This is a genomic window from Streptomyces sp. NPDC088350 (assembly GCF_044753545.1).
GTDB lineage: Bacteria > Actinomycetota > Actinomycetes > Streptomycetales > Streptomycetaceae > Streptomyces.
This window is the reverse complement of record NZ_JBIVNL010000004.1, coordinates 605,124-625,130: the sequence shown is the minus strand read 5'-3', so window position 1 is coordinate 625,130 and position 20,007 is coordinate 605,124. Positions and strand designations below refer to the sequence as shown.

The window sequence follows — 20,007 nt, the reverse complement described above, 5'->3', positions numbered from 1 at the left end:
GGACTACGGAGGCGTGGTACGGACACTTCACACCGAAGCCGGATGATGTCGGGTCATAGGATTCGGGCGGAGATCATCGGAGTGCGAAAGCAGGGGCGTGACGCGCGTCGGGGAGCCGGAAACGTCCCCTGCTCACCTGGACCGGACGTCCCCGTCGGCGTAGAGCATCCACGTGGCCACCTGGGTGCGGTTGACCAGCCCGAGCTTGGTCAGGATGTGGTCGACGTGGCTTTCGGCGGTCCTGGGCGAGATGGTCAGAGTGCGTGCGATGTCGCGGTTGCTCATCCCCTGCGTCAGCAGGTGGGCGACCTCCAGCTCCCGCGCCGTCAGCGGTGCGGTGGCCTCCGTCCGAGGCCGGACGGGAGCTTGCTCCGACGCGACCTCCAGTAGTTCATCTCGGCTGAGCCGCCCGCCTTCGACGTAGGCCTTGCTGAACGCCGGCCCGCCGAGCGCGCCACGACTGTCGTCCAGACACCGTTCCCGGTGCTCCGCGACCAGCCGGAAACCGGAGAAATAGCCGCCGAGCACGCTCCACATCCTGTCGGCGACACCGAACAGCCGAGCCGCGGCTTGATGCCGTCCGCCACGAGAATCACACCATGCGAGCAGTTCGACGCAGTGAGTCAGCAACAGTTGATCGTGAGATGAGCGCAGCACCGAGAGTGCCGATTGCCGTGCGCCCCCCAGGTTGTTCCGCATCCATTCGTTCACGCCCTGCGCGTACTCGATGTAGCCGCGCCACATCACGTCTTCGTACTCGTCGCAGGCGGTGAGCCCACGATGTCCGAGCGCAAGAGCCTGGGCGGAGTCCCCCGACAGTGCGGCCAGCAGAACGGCTACGCCGATCGCGTCCATGAACAGCACACGAGCCCGCGCGCTGTCCAGCCGCTCGTAGATCGCCAGCGCCTGCTCAAGCCGTTCCCGTGAAGTGTTCAGCCGGCCGTACGCCATCTCGACCATGGCATCGACCTGCAGGCTGAGTCCCTTGTTGAGCCCGTCTCTCGCCCCCTGGTCATCGGACCCGGCGGTGTGCAGGAGCTTCTCCGCCGAGCGCAGTTCGTCCCGCAGCACACACAGGTATGCCTGGATATACAGCGCACGTACGCGATCGGCCGCGTCCACTTCCCCGGAAGACGCGGCCAGCGCACGGCGCAGAACACTGATGCCTTCGGCCAGGCGACCGCTGGCGAACCAGAAATTCCACAGGTCGGCGGCCATGCCTACGGCAACAGCACCCTGCGAGGACGCCAGACCGTGGTCGATGGCCGCCACGATGTTGGAGTAGTCGAGCTGCAGCTGGTCCATGAGACGGAACTGTCCTGGGCCCGGCAGGTCCTGTGTGAACCGCGACAGCACACGTTCGTAGTGCTCCATGCGGCGGTCTTCCAGCTGCTGACGGTTGTCCGCGCCGTCCAGCTTCTCGTTCCCGTAGTCACGCGTGACACGCAGCAGTCGGTAGCGGCTCGGACCGGCCACGTCGTCGACCATGACCACGGACTGGTCCACCAGGGACACGAGTGCGTCCAGAAGGTCCACGCCGTCGAGAGGAGGAGCGCCACACACCGCCTCGACGGCTGCCAAGTCAAAGGTTCCTTCGAATGCCGTGAGTCGGCACCACAGACGACGCTCCACTTCCGAGCAGAGTTCGTAGGTGCCGGCCGTCAGGGAACGCAGGTCGCGATGGCGTGGCGCGACGTTCCGGGTACCGGCACGCGGAAAATCCGGGCTTGCCTGCATCCGGCCGATGATCTGCTCCACCGACAGGGCCCTCACCCACGAGGCCGCCAGCTCGATGGCCAGCGGCAGCCCGTCGAGGTGCCGGCACAGCGACGCCACGGCTTCGGCGTTGTGCTCCGTCACGGCGAAGTCCGGGCGTACGAGTCGGGCCCTCTCGGTGAAGAGCTGTACGGATGTGTAGCTCATGGCGCTCTCGGCCGTCGTCCATGCGCTTGCAGAGGGAACCGGTAGCGGTGCGAGCGTCATGAGCGTGCCGCCGTCGACATGGATCGCGCGCCGGCTCGTTGCCACGAATCTGGCGCGGTCGCCGGCTTGCAGCAGCTCCTGAATCATGGCGACGCCGTCGACGCCCAAGAGCTCACTGCCGTCCAGCACGATCACGGCTTCGAGCTGTCGGAGCCCTTCCGCGATCTGCTTCAGGGGCAGCGACGCGTTCTCCCGCATGCCCACGGCGGCGGCGACGCAAGAGCACAGCTCCTCGGGCCCGCGCACCTCGGACACATCGGCGACGAAGACGCCGTTGTCGTATTGCCCCGCCCACTCCTGGGCGACCTCCGTGACCAGCCGTGTCTTGCCCGCACCACCTGGTCCGACGAGCCCGACGAAACGATTGGACTGCACCGCGTGGCGTAGCGTTTCCCTCTCGCGCTCCCGGCCGACAAAAGTCGTGGCATAGCGGACAGGGCGCGACCCGACGGTGGCGTCGATCAATTCGGTCCTCGCATCTCAGCCACGCCCAGCTCAACACGTTCGGTGTATCAGCAGGTGCCGATTGGTGTATCCGTGCCGGTCATGGCGTCCCCTGACGTCAGGGGAGCCGAGTGGTGATCCAACAAGTCGTTCCGTGCTGATCCCCTCATGATGGCATCCAGCCATTTCGGTCCGAAAGCATCCTGCATCCGGATTCTGTACGGCTCAGGGATCAGGCCGGCTGCTCCGGTACCGGTTGGCGCCAGGCCGTCGCTGGACACACTCCGTGACCGGATCGCTTACGCGGGCTGCCGCATGCTACTGGCCGACCAGCTGGGGCGGCAGCCTACTCTCCGTTTGCCATCTGCCCGGGCGCCTCATGTTCTTGATCGACAGCGGACTTTCGCCGCCTGGTCTGAGTCGCTCTGGAGATCCGAGAGCGCGTCGTCCAGGTCCGGATAGTCGGACAAGTCGATGTTCGTCGAGTTGTAGGAGTAGCCGACGGATTGTGGGACGTAGCCGCCAAGCGCCAAGCGCGCATCCAACGCCGGAGACTCCGGCAGCGAGGTATGTACGGTCCCGTCACGCCGACCACCTGCGACGTGCCCGACCCCGAGGGGCCGGAACGGGGAGCGAAGACTCCGACAACCGGCGAACGTGTTGGCCGGAGTCAATGAAGGGGGTGATCGTGCGGGCGGGCGGCGGCGCTTGTCGCCGCCACCGCGCCCAGCGTGCGCGGACGCCGCGCGCCGGCGAGCCCGATGGCGAAGAGCATGGCGACGGCCCAGGCGCTCTGCCGCCAGGGGGCCGGCCCTTCGGCGATCAGATGGTGGGCGCTCACGCCCAGTACCGTCCCGACGGTGGCGAACACCGCGGCCCGCAGAACGGGCAGGGGCGCATGGTGCGTCGTCGTGGGGAGCATGGACATGGCCCGGCCGTCATCGGGCATCGCCAGGCGCGGCTGGAGGTGGGTTCCGGAAAGAGGCGGCGCGTCCGCAATTTCGCGTTCCGATCAGTACCTTGCGAGATCGGTGGTGCCGTGCCGGATGTGGCCGAAACTGCGCCGCTCGGGGACACCGGGCAGCATCGGGAGCACGGGCGCGGCCCGTTCCAGTGCTTGGATCTGCGAATTCTCGTCGACCGAGAAGACCACCGCGTTCGCTGGCGGGGCCTGACAGAGCCCGACCACATCCCGGATCTTGTCCAGCGGCCGACGGATCCGGGGAGATCCTGAACGTCTCGGTATGGTGCGGCTGCAGCCCGAACGCCTGCCAGATCCGGTGCACACCGGTCGGCGCGATACCCACCTGGCGTGGCAACTCTCGCTGGGACCAGAGCGTGCCGCCCTCCGGCACCGCGTCCAATGTCCGCATCACCATCTCTTCTACCTGCGCATCGGCGATGGTGCACGGCACCTTGGGGCGCGGCTCGTCGGACAAGCCGTCGAGCCGCTCGGCCAGGAACCGGGTCCGCCAACGAGGCATCATCTTGCGGTCGATCTCCAGTTGGGCCGCCACCGCGGTACTGCTCAGCCCGTCCGCACAGGCGAGCACGATCGCGGCCTGCTTGGGCCGGGCCCGGTTCCGCAAGATCGACCGCTCGTCCTCGGACAGCTCTAGCGGCTCCAGCCTGGTGTCCCCGATGCCTTCAGGACACCGTTCCTAGCCAGCTCGCCACTGGCAAACACCCGAATCTGAGACGGAAGGCGACTCACGAGGCGAGACCAGAGCTCAAGACCGGGACACCGGCCGCGCTGCCCCGGGTGCGCTCGCGTACCTCGTCGCTTCGACAGACAGCCGCCGCAGCCAGGTGTCGCTATGGCGACGGGGGTTGAGAGCGTTCCACCACGCCGATGTCGACGACGATGCTCTGGGATCCGGCCGACCCGACGTCCGCCCTGTCGGCGCAGAGCCCGGATGCCCGCCGGTGGACTTCGCCGGCGGGAACGCCGGCGGGAACGCCGGCGGGAACGCACGACCGTCACCGGGGGTGGTACGGCGTCATACCCCCCAGTCGTCGTTGACAGTGACGGCGTCGGCGATGCGGAACCGGCCTCCGGGCACCACAGGGGTGGTGGGTTCACCCATCACGACGACATGCTTGCCGAACTTGGGCGCCAGCGGGCGGCCGACGTCGCGCTTGAGCCACAGACGCAGCAGATGCCGGCGGCGTTCCGGCTCCGGGTAGTCGATGTAGCTGGTGCGCGAGTGGAGGGCAGCGTAATTGAGCAGCCACTGCACATCGCCGGGCTGGAAATCCATGTCGATCGGCAGACCGGACTCCTGGGAGATCTCATCGAAGAGTTCGATCGCCGCAGCCTGGTCGGAAGTCAGCTTGGGGACACCGGGGTACTCCTGGGCACTGAAGATCATCGAGCTGCCGGCGTAGGTACTGAAGATGCCGTCGACGCTGCTGATGATCGGAGAGGTGTACGTCAGTTCCGGAGAGTCGGGGTCCTGGCGCCGCCAGTCCCAATGGTAGGTGTCGAAGAGCCGTGCAGCGAGATCCGGCCGGCGGCGCAGCATCTCATTGTGGATCGTGGTGCCGCTGACCAGGCTGGAGGCCCCGCCCTCCTTGGCGCCGCGCAGGCACAGGAGGGCGACGACGTCGGAGCTGTCCGAGTGGAACGGGAGCCGGTCCCGGATGCGCGAGGGCAGCGCGCCCTCGTCGGACATCGTCTTGTTCGACGTGGCGATCACGTGGTCGAGCAGGTCGCCCCGCTGGTTCTGCCCGATCGGCCGGCCGAGATGCAGGCCCATGATGAAGAAGATCGCCCCGGCCATGGGACCGCCGTACTCATCGGTGCGCAGCCCACGCACCAGGACGAATCCCCGTCCGGCGTCCAACTGGTGGGCGCACTCGTCGTTGAGGGCGCGACAGACGTCGAACGGGTAGTCGGCGGCGGTGACCGTGCTCAGGTCCGGGTCGTCGGCGACGAAGCGCCGTCCCAGGGCTTCCAGCTCTTTGCGCTCGGCGTCGCTGAGTACGTAGATCCATTCGGTGGACTTCGACAGCTCGTCGCCGCGCCAGGCGGACGGTCCGGAGATCGGCTGAGGGCCGACAGCGGTGGTCACGATGATGCACTCCTCTGAAAGGTGATGGAAAGTCCCGTCGGCGAAGACACGACGGACGGCGAACGTTGACGGACGGCGAACGTTCGGTGTGGCGGGGGCTCGTCGCGCGGTGACCTACCGCGGTCAGAAAGGAGTCTGAGGCTCGCCTACAGCCGTGCCGGGGCGCAGTCCTTCCCTGGGTGGGAAGTAGCTGAGCGGCTCGTCGTAGGTCCGACGGCCGGCGCATGACACGAGCAGGACGCCGATCAGAGCGACTGGCCTCATGCTGATCCCACCCTTTCGAGAAGTGCCTCCACCATAGGAGAGGTCGGGATGATGGTCAATATGCGAGATGTCGTCTCGTGATGCGCTATGACAAGGTGAACGGGTGGCCGCATGGAGCTTGCGCGGGGCAGTAGGGAGCCTGAACCGCCGCAGCGCCAGCGGATGCGCCGCGGCTGCGCGGACAGGGCCGCGCAACGCTGGACCGCGACGCGACACCGGCGGCCGGTGTGAGCGACTCGCCGCTGGTCACGGCCGACGCCGTTGTTGCGGTGGTGGAGGAGCATGAATCCGGCGCGTCCCGTCTACTGCGGCCGCGGGGAGCGTGAGTGGAGCGTACGGGCCGTTTCGGATTCGGCGAGATGTGCCTCGGCGTCGCGCTCGTCCTGCTGGCCGGTCCGTTCGCCGAGGGTTTTCGGCGTTGCCGCTCCAACGTGAGGACGGCCGCAGCGATTGACGCTTTGCTGGGTCGGTGTGAGCTCCGATCGTGCCCCTTGTCGTGCGATGCCGTGACTCTGTTGACGAGCTGGTGAGGGGTGCACGAAGTTTTAGGACACCTCTATCGGGTCCCTGCCCGGAACTTTGTGGCCCCTCCAGGTCCGTGCCGCGATGCGCCTGGACGGCCGCAGGCGCTGTCGATGCCCCGCTCGGCGTCATGACATGCCGCTGAAATATCGATCTGGGAGTCTGGCCGGACAGCCAACCCTGTTCCGTATTCCGGGACGATGTCTTGCATTGACGCCAGAGCTCTGGGCCCGCCATAGTGCTGCGAACACTCCCCGGGACCTGGCTCGGCCACCCGGTAAGGAAGCCCCCCACAAGCTGAAGCCGGAGTGCCGTATTGGGGAGAACGAGATGAAGACCGATGCCACCTCCAGCCTGTGTGGAGACTTCATGCTGGCTGTGTACCTGGACGAACATGGCCGTGTTCCTGGCTATCGCACCGGACTCGGCTTCGGCCTGAGCGGCGCGATGCTGATGGAGCTCGCTCTGGACGGCTTCATCCACACCATTGACGGATACATTGTCGCCGTCCATGGTGCGCAGCCCCGTGACCGGGCACTCGGCGAGGTGCTCGTGCGGATCCGGTCGTCCCGCACGTTGCGCACGGCATCGGAGTGGGTCAGGGCTCTGAGCGTCGGCGCGCACAAGCGGCTGTCGGCTGACCTGATCGCTGAGGGTGTCCTCGTTCGCACGCCGAGACGGTGGCCTTCCGCGGCTGGACGGGCTCGTCGCTACGACGTCCTGCGTGGTGAGGGGCGGGATGCCGCGGTCCGGTCCCTCGGTGGTACGGCCGATTCCTCCGGGCACTCGATCGCGCTGGCCGCACTGGCGAGTGCGTGCGGGGCCGCGTCGGCCGACCGGGAGTGGAGCGAGTACGAGGCGATATTGCGGTCCATGAGCCCGGTCTGTCCCCAGGTCCTGACCGCGGTCGCCGACTGTGTGTGGCGCGGAGCGCTTTCCTCCTGGACCTGAACCCGCCGCCTGGTTCGTACGTTACGTACAGCCTTTCCGTGGCGGGGAAAGCGGTGTTCCGCCGGTCAGTGCGGTCGGCGGATCTCGCGGAAGTCGGACTTGCGGATCCTCGCGTGGACGCCTTTCACGTCGTCGACGACCTGGGAGACCGCGAAGTCGCCTGCCGCGCTGAGGTAGGCCATCGCCAGGTGGCGTTCGATGCCGTAGTCGGTCACGAGCAGGTCGAGGGCGCAGCGCACGCAGTCGCGCATCGCCTCGTTCAGATCCTTGTCCAGGCCGATGGGCACCAGGTACTCGTCCGTCTCGGCGAACGGGGTGACCCGGCCGTGCCCGGGCCGCAGCGCCGCACCGCCCGGCACCACCTCCAGCTTCACGGTGGCACGCAACGACGCCTCGAAGGCGGTGAGGGCGACCTCGCCGTCGCCCTGGGCGAAGTGGGGGTCCCCGAAGTAGACCAGCGCGTCGTCGACCTGCACGGGAAGGTACAGCGTGGCGCCCTCGCCGAGCAGGGAGACGTCGATGTTGCCGCCGTGGCGGCCCGGCGGCACCGAGTGCGGGCGTTCGTCCCCGGGCACCGCCACGCCCATCACGCCGAGGAACGGCCGCAGGGGGAAGCGCAGTGAGCCGCGCGAGGGGTCCGTCGGGTCCACCGCCATCCGGCCCCACGCGCCGTCGCGATCTGCGTGCGCCGTGGCGAAGGTGAACGCGGGACCCGGCGTCGACGGCATCTCGCCGGGGAGTGCGCCGAAGCCGTGGCGGGCGGAGACCAGGCCGTAGGGAACCCGTGGGGTGAGGCCGAGGACGGTCACGGCGAGCAGGTCGCCGGGCCGGGCGCCGGCCACCGCGATCGGTCCCGTGACGAGGTGCGGTCCGTCATCGTCGAAGTCGTGCGGCATCCCGGAGTCCGCGATCTGCTGGGCGTCGTCGAGCACATGGCCGCCGCCGACACCGTAGCGGCCGAAGAACCCGACGGGGTCGCGGCCCTGGTCCTCCAGCACCCCCTCGTGGCTGAGCGTGTCGACCGTGACGACGCTGCCCGGCTGAACGACGGCGCACGGTGTGTCCGCCTCGCACGGAAGGCGGCCCCACAGGGTGTTCCCCGGCGTGGCAGGGACGTAGGTCGGTGACGCGATCGCTCCGTGGCCGGGCTGGAGGATCGGGAAGCCGGTGGCGGCTACGTCGAGGAGGGGCGAGTCGATCGCGGTCATGGCCCACCTTTCATGGAGTGGAAGGGCTGGCCCGACGCTAGGAACCTCCCGTTGCCCCGGTGTTTCCGGTGCGGGTCCACGCCGTAACGCTGTCTCGTATCGCAACATGGCATCTCGCATACGTGGATTCGGGGGAGAGCTGGACCGATGTCGGCGACGTTGTTCTCATCGGCGGATTCGTCAGCTCCACAGCCGGTGGTGCGCCACCGACTCCGTTGTGCTCAGGCGGGCCACCTGGGCAATGCCGCGGCGCTGAGAGGGGCGTCCCGGCGGGTTTCCGCGCTGTCACTTGCGGTCGTTTCCGCAGTGGGCGCCGCGTCGCGCTGTCTGAGCGGTCGCGGTCTCGTTCCTCGTCCTCGGCGCCGACGCTCTGCTCTTTTTCCAGCCCCGGTTGCGGGCACTGCTCGTCGCTGACGACGGCGACCACGGCGTCAAGCTCTACGCCGGCGCGCTCTACGGCGGCAGGCCGAGGTGGGTGTGCTCAAGGGGGACGTCGCAGCTGGTCGTGGTCACCGTCGCTCGTCGCGTCCGCGTTGTCCGGCCCGTGCACTGGACGATCGCGGTCGTGGTCGCGCCGACGTCCCCCCTCGGCGGAGTGCTCGGCGGCCGGATGGCGCGACGAGGCCGAGCGAACTGGTGCCGCGTGCCGCCCTGGTCGGCTTCGGCGTACTGGCCGACGTCTGCTGGGCGTCCGCGCCTTCGGCCGACCGTTCGTGGAGACGGGGACCCGGCCCGCGTCGGCCCCCGGCCGCGGCGTGGGTCCGACGGCGAATGTCGTGTCCGCTGTCGGACCCACGCGGCAGCCGGCTGGTGCCGGACCGCCGGTCCACGGACGCCGTCCGTCGGCCGGGGTCGGCTTGGAGGCCCGGGCCGGCTCAGATGTCCAGGACCAGGCGGTCGCCCTGACACCGGCCGACGCAGATCATCATCGTGCGCCCGGCAAGGCGTTCCTCGTCGCTGAGCACGGAGTCCCGGTGCTCCGGCGTCCCGGCGAGCACCCGGGTCTCGCAGGCCCCGCAGTATCCCTTCTCGCAGTCGTAGGACAGGCCGCTCACGGCATCGCGCAGAACCTCGATGAGGCGGCGGTCGGCCGGCACGGTGAGCGTGGCTCCCGTGCGCGCGAGCTGGACCTCGAAGGTCCGGTTCCGCGTCGCGTCGAACGCTGTTTCCAGGCCGTCGCCGGCCGTGAAGCGTTCCAGGTGCAACCGGTCGGTGAGATCCAGGCGGGCGCACTCGCGCTCGACGGCCGCCAGCATGGGCGGCGGCCCGCACGCGTAGACGGCGGTGTCCGCGTCCAGCCCGCCCAGCAGCCGGGGAAGGTCGGGCAGCCCGGCCTCGTCCTGCGGGAGGAGGGTGAGCGCGTCGCCGGCGACGGCGGAGAGCTCGTCGGCGAACGCCATCGTCGAGCGGGTGCGCCCGCCGTACACAACGGCGAAGGGCGTGCCGCGTCCGGCCGCCGCGCGGACCATGGCGAGGACGGGGGTGACGCCGATGCCGCCCGCGATGAACAGGTAGGACGGCGCCGGTACGAGCGGGAAGTGGTTGCGTGGCCCGCGTACCGCGAAGGTGGCTCCCGGGCGGGCCAGTTCATGCATCTCGGCCGAGCCGCCGCGGCCTTGGGGCTCACGCAGGACGCCGATGCGCCACGTCGTGGCGTCGGCGGGGTCACCGCACAGCGAGTACTGACGCAGCCTGCCCGAGGGCAGCCGCACCTCGACGTGCGCGCCGGGCTGCCACGGGGGGAGTCCGGTTCCGTCCGGCAGGCCGAGGCCGACGGCGACCACACCCTCGGCCGCGGCGTGTACGGCGGTCACCCGCAGCGGAGTGGGCGTGTTCAGCACGCGGACCGAGCCCGCCGCCGTGCTCGCCCGGGGACCGGGCGTGAAGAGCGCGGGGATCGCGTCCCAGCCGGACTGGTTGCCGCGCGTCGGGTAGGCGACGAGCCCGTCCTCGATCACCTGGTAGTCGGGCAGCCGGGTCAGCACCTGCGCCATCATCGCGCGGAACATGGCGCGGGCGAGGTGCGCGCCGGCGCACCGGTGCGACCCGATCCCGAAGCTGAGGTGCCGACTGGCGTCGCGGTCCAGCCGCACCTGTTCGGGGTCGGGGAACACGGCGGGGTCGTGGTTCGCGGCGACCCACGGGATGAGCACCCGGTCGCCCGCGTGCATCGGGCAGCCGCCGACCTCGACGTCCTGAGTGACCGTGCGGGCCATCGACTGGGAGGGCGCGAAGGCGCGCAGGAACTCCTCGGTCGCGGTGTCGAGCAGGTCGGGGGAGTCGATCAGCTGCCGGCGCTGCTCGGGGTGGCGGGCGAGGTGGACGAGCGTCCATCCGGTCAGGGAGGTGGTGGTGTCGACGCCGCCGGCGATGAGCAGGCCGATCACCGACACCAGTTCGTCCTCGCCGAACTCGCCGCCGTCGCCGCGCCGGCCGGCCACCAGGGCGCTGACCGCGTCGGCCCGTGGCGCCGACCGGCGCTCGGCGATCAGCTCACGGATGCGCCGGTCCATGTACGCCAGTCCTGCGGCCCCGCGCACGGCGCGCTCGCTGTCGGCGGGGGCGGCGAAGATGTCGTGGATCGGCCCGGCCAGCTTCGCCCAGTCCTCCTCGGGGAAGCCGAGCCAGTCCAACGTCACCGCGGCAGGCAGCGGGTTGGTGAGGTCGCGTACGAAGTCGCAGGAGCCGAGCTCGATGAAGTCGTCCACGACGCGCGCGGCGTGGCGCTCGATCATGGGTACCAGCTGCTCGACCGCCTCGGGGGTCAGCAGCGGGTTGATCAGTTGCCGGTATTCGGTCGAACGCGGTGGGTCGAGCTCGATCGGATACTGGTCGAGCCCCGGTCCCTTGGGGATGACGATGCCGACGCCCTGGCCGCCGTGGTCGCTGCGGGCCGAGGAGAACGTCTCGTCGTCGCGGGCGATGCGGGCGACGTCGGCGTACCGCGTCGTGTAGACGAAGCCGCCGTGCGCGGCGGACCGGCCCACCGGGCAGGTCTCGCGCAGGCGCGCGTAGTAGCCGACAGGGTCGGCGTTGGCCTCGTCGGAGTGGTGGTCGAAGTCGGTTTCGGCGTACATGAAGGGCACGCTCCACGTGCTCGTTCTTCTGCGCGGTGTTGGCCGGCCGCGCCACCGGATGACTCATGCCTTCTGTGCCGGTCACCCTAAGGTGTGCCGCTGCCTGCGACAACGACGCCTGGACGGCGTTCGGCGGACGACGTTCAGAAGGTCAGTACGGCCTTGCCGACCGCCCCGGCCCGGACCGCCGCGACGGCTTCGTTGATCTGGTCGAACGGGAAGTAGGTGATCATCTTCTCGACCGGGAACCGGCCCTCGGCGTTGAGTTCGAGCAACCGGGGCAGGAACAGCTGGGGCAGGCTGGACCCGGCGATGATGCCGGTGACGCTGCGCCCGTTGAGGATGCTGCGCCACTCGAAACTCATCGACTCGCTCGGGCCGATGCCGATGACCCCGGCGCGGCCGAGCGGCCCGAGGGACTCCACGGCGGTGCGCAGGACGTCCGCGTGGCCGGTCGTGTCGATCACGAAGTCGAACCCCGCGGGGACGAGGGCGGCCAGCTGTTCGGCGGCCGGTCCGGCCGAGGAGTCGACGGTGTGGGTGGCGCCGAAACCGCGGGCCGCCTCCAGCTTGGCCGGGTTCACGTCGACGGCGGCGACGACCGCGCAGCCGCTCAGCGCGGCGGCGATGACGGCGGCCACGCCGACGGCTCCCACGCCGAAGACCGCGATCGTCGAGCCGGGGCGCGGCTGGAGCACGTTGAGCACGCCGCCGGCGCCGGTCTGGAAGCCGCAGCCGAAGGGGCCGACCCGCAGCAGGTCCAGCGACGGGTCGATCCGCACGACCGCCCGCTCCGGTGCGACGACATGGCTGGCGAACGACGACTGGCCCAGGAAATGGGCGTTGACCTCCCGCCCCTCATGGGTCACGGCGGTGGAGCCGTCGGGGCGGCGGCCGGAGAAGTTCACCGCGTCGAAGCTGCGGCAGTAGGCGGGCGAGCCGGTCAGGCACAGCGCGCACCTGCCGCACGACGCGAAGGACATGGCGACGTTGTCCCCGGGGCGTACGGAGGTGACGTGCGCGCCGACCTTCTCGACGACGCCCGACCCCTCGTGCCCGAGCAGCGCCGGGGTGGGGAAGAAGGTGGCGAACTCGAGGTCGGTGCCGCAGATGCCGACACCGGCGACACGGACGAGCACCTCGTCGGGGCGGGGCTCGTCCAGGTCCACCTCGGTCAGGACGAACGGCTGTCCGGGTTGCTCCAGCAGGGCGGCGGTGGCGCGCACGGGGGCTCCTCAGTGACTCGCATTGCGAGATCGCATATTGACATGCGTGACAAGGTCGGTCAAGGTTCACGTATGGCTGCTGTTGACTTCCCTTCCTCCAGGCAATTCATCGACGGCGAGTGGGTCGCGGCCCGTGACGGCGGCACCCTGGACATCGTCGATCCGGCCACCCAGCAGGTGATCACCGACGTGGCGCGGTCGGGCGGAGCCGATGTCGACGACGCGGTCGCCGCCGCGCGGCGCGCCTCCCCTGGCTGGGCGGCGACCAGCCCCTCCGAGCGTGGGGCGCTGATCCGGCGCTGGGCCGACCTGATCCTCGCCGACGTCGAGGCGCTGGCCGCCGTAGAGGCCCAGGACGTGGGCAAGCCGTTGTCCGGGGGCCGGACGAACATCTACATCGCCCATGACATCGTCAGCTACTTCGCGGGCGCGGCCGACAAGCTCACCGGGGTCACGCTGCCGACCCGCAGCCCCGACTACCTGGGCTACACGGTTCCCGAGCCGCACGGCGTGTGCGCCGTCGTCATTCCGTGGAACGTGCCCGCCGTACTCATGGCCGCGAACGTCGCGCCGGCGCTCGCCGCCGGCAACACGGTCGTACTCAAGCCGTCCGAGATCGCGCCGCTGACCCCCTTCGCCCTCGCCGAGCTCGCCCGTCGCGCCGGCTTCCCGCCGGGGGTGCTCAACGTCGTCGCGGGCGGGCCCGACGCGGGCGCCGCGCTGACCTCGCACCCGGGCGTCGACCACATCAGCTTCGTCGGCTCCACCGTCACCGGACGGGCGATCATGACGGCCGCCGCGCAGAACCTCGTCCCGGTGAAACTCGAACTCGGCGGCAAGTCGCCGAACGTGCTGTTCGCCGACGCCGACCTCGACACGGCGATCGAGGCGGTCGTCGCCTCGATCACCGAGAACGCGGGGCAGAACTGCTACGCCGGTTCCCGGCTGCTCGTCGAGGCCTCGGTGCACGACGAGGTCGTGGAGCGGGTCGCCGCCGCCATGGCCGCCGTGAAGTCCGGGCCCTGGGAGGCCGACCTGGACATGGGGCCGCTGGTCAGCGCCGCGCAGTTCGCGCGCGTCAGCGGCTTCCTGGAGGACGCGCCCCGCCAGGGGGCGCGACTGGTCACCGGTGGCGCACCCACCGGCGACGGGTGGTTCGTCCGGCCGACCGTGTACGACGGGGTGGACGCGGGCATGCGCGTCGCCCGCGAGGAGGTCTTCGGCCCGGTGCTCGCCGTACAGTCCTTCCGCGACACGGCCGAGGCGACCGAGCTGATGAACGCGACGGACTTCGGCCTGCTTGCCTGTATCTGGACCAACGACATCTCGCGGGCGCTGAGGCTGGCGAAGGACGTCCGCTCCGGCCAGGTGGCCGTCAACCAGTTCCACGACGCGGGAGTGATCGGTTTCCCCTTCAACATGCGGAAGGACAGCGGCTTCAGCCGGGGCGGCGGGTACGGCGCGTTGCGCGAGTACACCCAGGAGAAGGGCGTGGCCATCCGGTTGTTGGCCCGCTGAGACCCGGCACCATGGCATCCATCGCCGAGGCGAGGTCCGGACCGGCCCGGGAGCGGGCGGGCCCGGACGCGGAACCGGTCGTGCTGGAACGGGAACTGACCGGAGCCGTGCTGGCCGGCGCCGCGCGCGCGGACGTCCTGCGCACGCTGGCCCGGGTGACCGGCCTGCAGATGCGGCTGCTGTCCGCCGAGGGTGTGCCGCTGGCGACCACCGATGGCGGATCCGGGGTCGCGGCCACGGTGGCGGACGGGGTGCTCGCCGGTGTGGCCGGACCGGTGGTCGACACGCTCGACGGACTGCGGGCCACGGCGCTGGCCGTACGGGCGGGGACGACCGTGGCCGGTGTGCTGCTGACCGTCGGGCCCGGTGATCCGCGCACGCGGGCGCTGGCCGGTGCCGCCGTCACCGCGCTGCTCATCGACGCCGTGCGTGCGGGGGACGGCTCGGCCGAGGTCCCGCCGCGGCACACACCGGAGGACGTCGTCGCCGCCTTGCGGTCCGGGACGGTGAGCCCTTCGGTGTGGGCGGCGGCCACGGAACTGGGGATCGATCTGCGGCGACCGCCGGCCGGTGCCGTACTGCACTACACCGGTTCCCGCCTGCGCGCCTGGTCCACGGCCCTCGCCTGGCTGGAGCACCCTGTGCGGCAGGAGGGGCGTACGGCGTGGACGGTGGTGACCGGCGACGCCGTGCTCGCCCGGCTGCGGAGCCGGCTGGGCCTCATGACAGGCGACGAGCCCGCCGGGGAGCACGTCGTCGCGGCGAGCGGCTCCCACCCCGACTCGCCCACCGGTCTGGCCCGGTCCTTCTCCGAGGCCGAACGGCTGCTCCAGCTGGCCAGGGCCCGGGGCGTCCCGCTGCTCACCTTCGGCGGCGGCGGGGTCGTCCAGGTACTGCTGCCCCTCCCGCGCGCGCAGTTGGAGGCGTATGTCGAGACGCACCTCGGGCCGATCCGGCAGCGTCCGGAGCTGATGGCCACGCTCCGCGCCTGGCTGGCCGAGCGGGGAAGTCGGCAGAGCGTCTCCGAACAGCTCCATCTCCACCGCAACTCGGTGGGCTACCGGGTTCGCCAGATCAAGAACCTCCTGGGCACGGACCCCCTGCTTCCCGCCGCCTCGGCGGAGCTGCACCTGGCGCTCGCGGCACTCGACCTGCTCGCCGCCGACGACGAGCGGTCGCGCGGCGACGACGAGCCGGTCTGAGCCGTCGATGAGCCGCCCTTCGCCACGGCCGGGGCGGTGCTCCGCACGCGTCCGCACCCGCCTGTGCCGACCCGCGGCCTGCGTGGTGAGGCGGTGGAAAAGGCGAAACAGCTACGAAATCCAGTTTTTCCATACAGGCGTTGACAGCACTGTTCACCATGGGCAGAGTTGCCCCACAATACGTTCCATCGCCTCGCAATGCGAGACGGCTGAGGTCGGGAGGCCCACGGTGAGAGCGATGGTGCAGACCGATTTCGGCGGAGCCGAGGCCGTGTCCCTCCAGGACGTCCCGGAACCGGTGTGCGGTGCGCGCGACGTTGTCGTCGAGGTCGCGTACTGCGGGCTGAACCGCCTGGACCTGCTGCAGCGCAAGGGGCCGGGCCTGATCCCCGGCTTCCGCCTTCCGCACGTCCCCGGCATGGACTTCGCGGGAACAGTGGTGGCGGCCGGATCCGCGGTCAGCTCCACCGTCATCGGCGACCGGGTCATCGCCGATCCCACCCAGGGCTGCGGCGGCTGTCCGCGCTGTTCGGTGGGCGACCGGGCGTACTGCGTCAGCCCGCGGATCCTCGGTGGCAACGTCCCCGGCGCGCTCGCCGCGTACGTCCTGGCGTCCGCCGAATCGATCGTCCGGGTACCGGAGTCCCTGCCGCTCGCCCAGGCCGTCACCCTGCCCACCGCCTTCGCGACGGCGTGGCACGCGGTGCACACCGTCGGAGCGCTGGACGCCGGCGAGGTCCTCGTCGTGCACGCGGCGGCGAGTCCCGTCAGCATGGCGGCCATCGCGCTGGCCAAGCGGGCCGGTGCCTCGGTCGTCGCGTTCGCGGGCGGCGACGCGAAGCTGGCCGCGGCCCGCGCGGCCGGAGCGGACCTGGCCCTGCGCAACGACGAACCGGACCTGGTGAAAGCGGTGACCGCCTTCACCGACGGCACCGGCGCGGACCTGGTCCTGGACCATGTCGGCACCGACACCTGGCGCACCTCACTGGACTGCCTCGGCATCCGTGGGCGGTTGCTGCTGCTGGGCAACACCAGCGGCGACCAGGTGTCGTTCTCGCTCCGAGAGGTCTTCCACCGCGGCCTCAGACTGCTGGGCGCCGGAGGCTACACCTCGGCCGACTTCGTCGCCGCCACGTCGGCCTGCTTCTCCGCCGGCCTGTACCTGCCCACCGCCGCACAGTTCCCGCTCGACGATCTCGCCGACGCCTGGGACGTGCTCGACGCCCGCGACACCATCGGAAAGGTCGTGATCACGCCATGACCGATCTGCTGATCGTGGGCGGCGACGTCGTCACCATGGACCCCGCGCGGCGGGTCCTCACCGGCACGACGGTCGCCGTGTCCGGGGACAGCATCGCCGCACTCGGCACGGCCGGGGAACTGCGCGCCCGCTTCCCCGGCGCGCGGGAGATCGACGCGTCGGGCTGTGTCGTCATCCCGGGCCTCGTCGACGCCCACCAGCACACGACCGTCGACCCCCTCGTGCGCAGCACGATCCCGGACCACATCAGTTCGCAGTCGTCGATCTTCGACTGGATCGTCCCGCTGCACGCCCACGCCGACGGCGACGACGACGAACTGGCCGCGACCGTCACCGCCGTCGAGTGCCTGTCCCGGGGCATCACCACCGTGCTGGAACCGGGCACGGTGGCCCACCCGGAACGGGTCGCCGCCGGGCTGGCCGCAGCGGGGATCCGCGCGCGGGTCGGCGGCTGGGGCTGGGACGCCGAGGGCGTGCCGTTCGGCGCCCCCGCCGACGAGGTGCTCGCCCGGCAGGAGGAGATCATCCGGGCGCTGCCGGCCACCGGGCCGGTCACCGGGTGGGTGACGCTGGTGGGCCACGACCTCGCGAGCGACGAGCTCTTCACCGGCGCGGCCAGCCTGGCCGAACGACTCGACACCGGCCTGACCTGGCACATCTCGCCGGGACCCGCCGACGTCGAGGCCTACGCCCCGCGCTGCGGGCGCCGACCGGTGACCCACTTCGGCGAGCTGGGAGTACTCGGCCCGCGCCTGCTGCTGGGGCACGCCGTCTGGCTCGACGACGCGGAGGTCGACGCGATCCTTCAGACCCGTACCGCGGTCGCCGCCTGCCCCGGGGCCTACCTGCGCCTCGCCCAGGGCTACACCCGCGCGTCGCGCCACGCCGAGCTGGTGCGCCGGGGAGGCAGGGTGGCGCTCGGCTGCGACGCCCACAACGCCGGCGACGCCCCTGACGTCCTCCTGGCCGCCTACCTGTTCGCCGGTCTCGAACGCGACCGTGACCTGCCCGACCCGATCCGTGCCGAGCAGGCGTTCGCGCTCGCCACGGTCGACGGCGCGGAGGCGATCGGTCTCGGCGAGCGGATCGGCTCCCTGGAGGTCGGCAAGGCCGCCGACATCGTCGTACTCGACACCCGCGACCCCGCCTGGATCCCCCGGGGCGACCTCGCCCGCCAGCTCGTGTGGGGGCACGTCTCACGGACCGTCCGTGACGTGCTGGTCGACGGCCGCGTGGTCCTCCGCGACCGGCGGCCGACCGGCATCGACCTCACCGCCGTCGCCGAGGCCGCCGCCGAGCGGTCCGCCGCTCTCCTGCGGCGCGCGGGCATCACACACCGTCCGACCTGGCCCACCCGGCCGACACCGCCGGCGGGCACCCAGTGAAGGAGAGCACCGGTTGAACGTCATCCACATGTCCGGGCGCCCACCGGCCCAGAAACAGGGCCTGCTCTCACAACTGGTGGTACCGCGGCCGATCGCGATGATCACCACGCTCGACCCGGACGGAGGGGTCAACGTCGCGCCGTACAGCTACTACATGCCGGTCAGCGGCGAACCGCCGCTGATCGCGGTCACCATTGGCGCCCTTCGGGAGGACACCCCCCAGCCGAAGGACACCTGGCTCAACATCGAGCGCACGGGCGAGTTCGTCGTCAACCTCACCACCGTCGAGATCGCCGAGCACATCGAGGCGGTGGCCCGCGAATACCCCCGCGGTGTCAGCGAGATGGACGTCGCCGACTGGCGGGCCGTGCCCTCGCAGATCCTCGACACGCCGTCGCTGGCCGACAGCCCCGCGCACCTCGAATGCCGGGTGCACGAGGTGATCGACCGCGGCGACCACAGCAGCTGCTTCTCGGGCGTGCACATCGTGCTCGCCGAGGTCGTCTGCATCACCACCGACGACTCGGTCATGTCCGCCCCGGGCCGCATCGACCCCACCCGGGTCCGAGCGGTCGGGCGGATGGGCTTCCCGTGGTTCGTCACCGCGGGGGAGGAGTCCCTCTTCCACCAGGAGCGTGTCTCCTACGCCGAGCTCGACCGGGCCGACAAGCCCGCCAACTGACCCTCCCTTCCCCGCCAACCGACCCACTCGACGTCACCACCGCCCGGACAGGGCGGTGCCACCCAGTGAACGGAACCGCGCACATGACTGCAGGAAGATCACTCTGGTGTAGCAGGGCGGCGCTCGGCCTCGCCCTCGTAGGAACTCTCGCGCTCTCCGGCTGCGCCAGCAACGACGCGACGGCGACGGCGACCGGCACGACCGCCACGGCGAGCAGCAGCGGCAGCGGCTCAGGCATGAAAGAACCCGATGTCAACGGCGACGGCAAGGTCGTCGTCGGTGTTCTCAGCCCCGGCGACATCAACGACCACGGCTACTACCAGGGTTTCGTCGACTCGGCGGACGCCTACGCCAAGGAGAAGGGCTGGACGATCATCAAGCGCGGCAGCGTGCCCGCGAGCGACGCGCTCACCGCGGCACGCGCACTGTGCCGGCAGCACGTCGACATGGTCGCGCTCGCCGCCAGTGAGCTCAGCGCCGCCATCCCGGCCTCCGAGGAGCCGGTCTGTGCCAAGACCGCCTGGTACGTGCCGTCGTCGGCGAACATCGACCAGACCCCCCGGATCCTGCTGTCCTCCGACAACCCCAACCAGTCGATGCTCGTCGCCGGCTACGCCGCCGGCCTGAAGATGAAGGCGGCCGGCTACACCAAGGCCGGGTTCGTCACCGGCATCAAGGCCGACTTCAGCGTCCTGGGAGCCAAGGCCTTCCTGGCCGGGATCCGGGAGGTCGTCCCGAAGGCCACCCTGGTCAGCACCTACACCGGTGACTTCGACGACTCGGCGAAGGCCAAGGAGGCCATGCAGGCACAGATCAGCCAGGGCGCCAAGGTCATCTACCCCTACCTCGGGGGCGCGACCGACGCCGCGACACGGGTGGCGAACGCCGCCGGCGTGCTGACCCTCACCCCGGGCACCGACCGGTGCGACTCCACCAGCCCGAAGTTCGACATCTCGGTGATCTTCAACCCGGGTGACTACTTCCGCGCCGCGCTGGAGGAGTTCGCCAAGGACAACCTGAAGATGGGCACGTCGCGAGTGTGGCAGCTGGGCGTCGACCCCTACCCGACCGTCAAGATCTGCAAGGGCCAGGGCAACGAGGACCAGCAGCTGGTGACGTTCATCAAGAAGATCGGCAGCAAGGAGATCATCCCGGAGGACGAGGTCAAGCGCCTCGGCTGACCGTGCCGACACCGACCCAGGAGACTCAC

At 70.4% G+C, this 20,007-nt stretch carries 14 protein-coding genes and 1 pseudogene; 7 read left to right on the top strand and 8 right to left on the bottom strand.

Features of this window, described 5'->3' with window-relative positions; genetic code table 11:
• Window positions 1-132 precede the first annotated feature (132 nt).
• The 5 genes and pseudogenes from ACIQBL_RS16740 to ACIQBL_RS16720 form a co-directional block, all read right to left on the bottom strand.
• A complete protein-coding gene (locus ACIQBL_RS16740; protein ID WP_401941989.1) occupies window positions 133-2,448 on the bottom strand; it encodes an ATP-binding protein in 2,316 nt (771 codons plus the stop codon).
• Between the two features lie 649 nt (window positions 2,449-3,097).
• Complete coding sequence (locus ACIQBL_RS16735; protein ID WP_401941987.1) at window positions 3,098-3,355, bottom strand: hypothetical protein; 258 nt, start codon at window positions 3,353-3,355, stop codon at window positions 3,098-3,100.
• Between the two features lie 84 nt (window positions 3,356-3,439).
• Entirely contained in the window at window positions 3,440-3,616 is a 177-nt protein-coding gene (locus ACIQBL_RS16730; protein ID WP_401942538.1) for a hypothetical protein, read from the bottom strand.
• Window positions 3,617-3,758: 142 nt separating this feature from the next.
• Window positions 3,759-3,944, bottom strand: a pseudogene (locus ACIQBL_RS16725) (IS630 family transposase); the annotation flags it as partial.
• Window positions 3,945-4,427: 483 nt separating this feature from the next.
• The gene (locus ACIQBL_RS16720) at window positions 4,428-5,501 is read right to left on the bottom strand and encodes a TauD/TfdA family dioxygenase (protein WP_401941985.1); all 1,074 of its coding nucleotides are present in this window, start codon (window positions 5,499-5,501) and stop codon (window positions 4,428-4,430) included.
• A 1,116-nt stretch (window positions 5,502-6,617) separates the two neighbouring features.
• Here ACIQBL_RS16720 and ACIQBL_RS16715 point away from each other — a divergent pair.
• Complete coding sequence (locus tag ACIQBL_RS16715) at window positions 6,618-7,238, top strand: GPP34 family phosphoprotein (RefSeq protein ID WP_401941982.1); 621 nt, start codon at window positions 6,618-6,620, stop codon at window positions 7,236-7,238.
• Window positions 7,239-7,303: 65 nt separating this feature from the next.
• Here ACIQBL_RS16715 and ACIQBL_RS16710 read toward each other — a convergent pair whose 3' ends face one another.
• The 3 genes from ACIQBL_RS16710 to ACIQBL_RS16700 all read right to left on the bottom strand — a co-directional run bounded on the left by ACIQBL_RS16710 (window position 7,304) and on the right by ACIQBL_RS16700 (window position 12,749).
• Window positions 7,304-8,446, bottom strand: a complete 1,143-nt coding sequence (locus ACIQBL_RS16710; RefSeq protein WP_401941980.1) for an acetamidase/formamidase family protein — start codon at window positions 8,444-8,446, stop codon at window positions 7,304-7,306.
• An 875-nt stretch (window positions 8,447-9,321) separates the two neighbouring features.
• Entirely contained in the window at window positions 9,322-11,523 is a 2,202-nt protein-coding gene (locus ACIQBL_RS16705; RefSeq protein WP_401941977.1) for a cytochrome P450, read from the bottom strand.
• Between the two features lie 143 nt (window positions 11,524-11,666).
• The gene (locus ACIQBL_RS16700) at window positions 11,667-12,749 is read right to left on the bottom strand and encodes an NAD(P)-dependent alcohol dehydrogenase (protein ID WP_401941974.1); all 1,083 of its coding nucleotides are present in this window, start codon (window positions 12,747-12,749) and stop codon (window positions 11,667-11,669) included.
• Between the two features lie 72 nt (window positions 12,750-12,821).
• On the opposite strand from ACIQBL_RS16700, the gene ACIQBL_RS16695 reads away from it, so the two are divergent.
• From ACIQBL_RS16695 to ACIQBL_RS16670, 6 genes are all read left to right on the top strand, one after another.
• Window positions 12,822-14,267 (top strand): aldehyde dehydrogenase family protein, encoded by a 1,446-nt coding sequence (locus ACIQBL_RS16695; protein ID WP_401941972.1) that lies wholly within the window; start codon window positions 12,822-12,824, stop codon window positions 14,265-14,267.
• 11 nt (window positions 14,268-14,278) lie between these two features.
• Entirely contained in the window at window positions 14,279-15,469 is a 1,191-nt protein-coding gene (locus ACIQBL_RS16690) for a PucR family transcriptional regulator (protein ID WP_401941970.1), read from the top strand.
• Between the two features lie 238 nt (window positions 15,470-15,707).
• Window positions 15,708-16,730: a zinc-binding dehydrogenase gene (locus tag ACIQBL_RS16685; protein ID WP_401941967.1), complete on the top strand. Its 1,023-nt coding sequence runs from the start codon at window positions 15,708-15,710 to the stop codon at window positions 16,728-16,730.
• On the top strand, window positions 16,727-18,115 hold the full coding sequence (locus tag ACIQBL_RS16680) for an amidohydrolase family protein (RefSeq protein WP_401941964.1): 1,389 nt from the start codon (window positions 16,727-16,729) through the stop codon (window positions 18,113-18,115). The genes ACIQBL_RS16685 and ACIQBL_RS16680 overlap by 4 nt, the downstream gene beginning before the upstream one ends.
• A 13-nt stretch (window positions 18,116-18,128) precedes the next feature.
• The gene (locus ACIQBL_RS16675) at window positions 18,129-18,797 is read left to right on the top strand and encodes a flavin reductase family protein (protein WP_401941961.1); all 669 of its coding nucleotides are present in this window, start codon (window positions 18,129-18,131) and stop codon (window positions 18,795-18,797) included.
• An 83-nt stretch (window positions 18,798-18,880) separates the two neighbouring features.
• Window positions 18,881-19,978 carry a BMP family ABC transporter substrate-binding protein gene (locus ACIQBL_RS16670; protein WP_401941958.1) on the top strand — a complete coding sequence of 366 codons (1,098 nt, stop codon included), beginning with the start codon at window positions 18,881-18,883 and terminating at the stop codon, window positions 19,976-19,978.
• Window positions 19,979-20,007 lie beyond the last annotated feature (29 nt).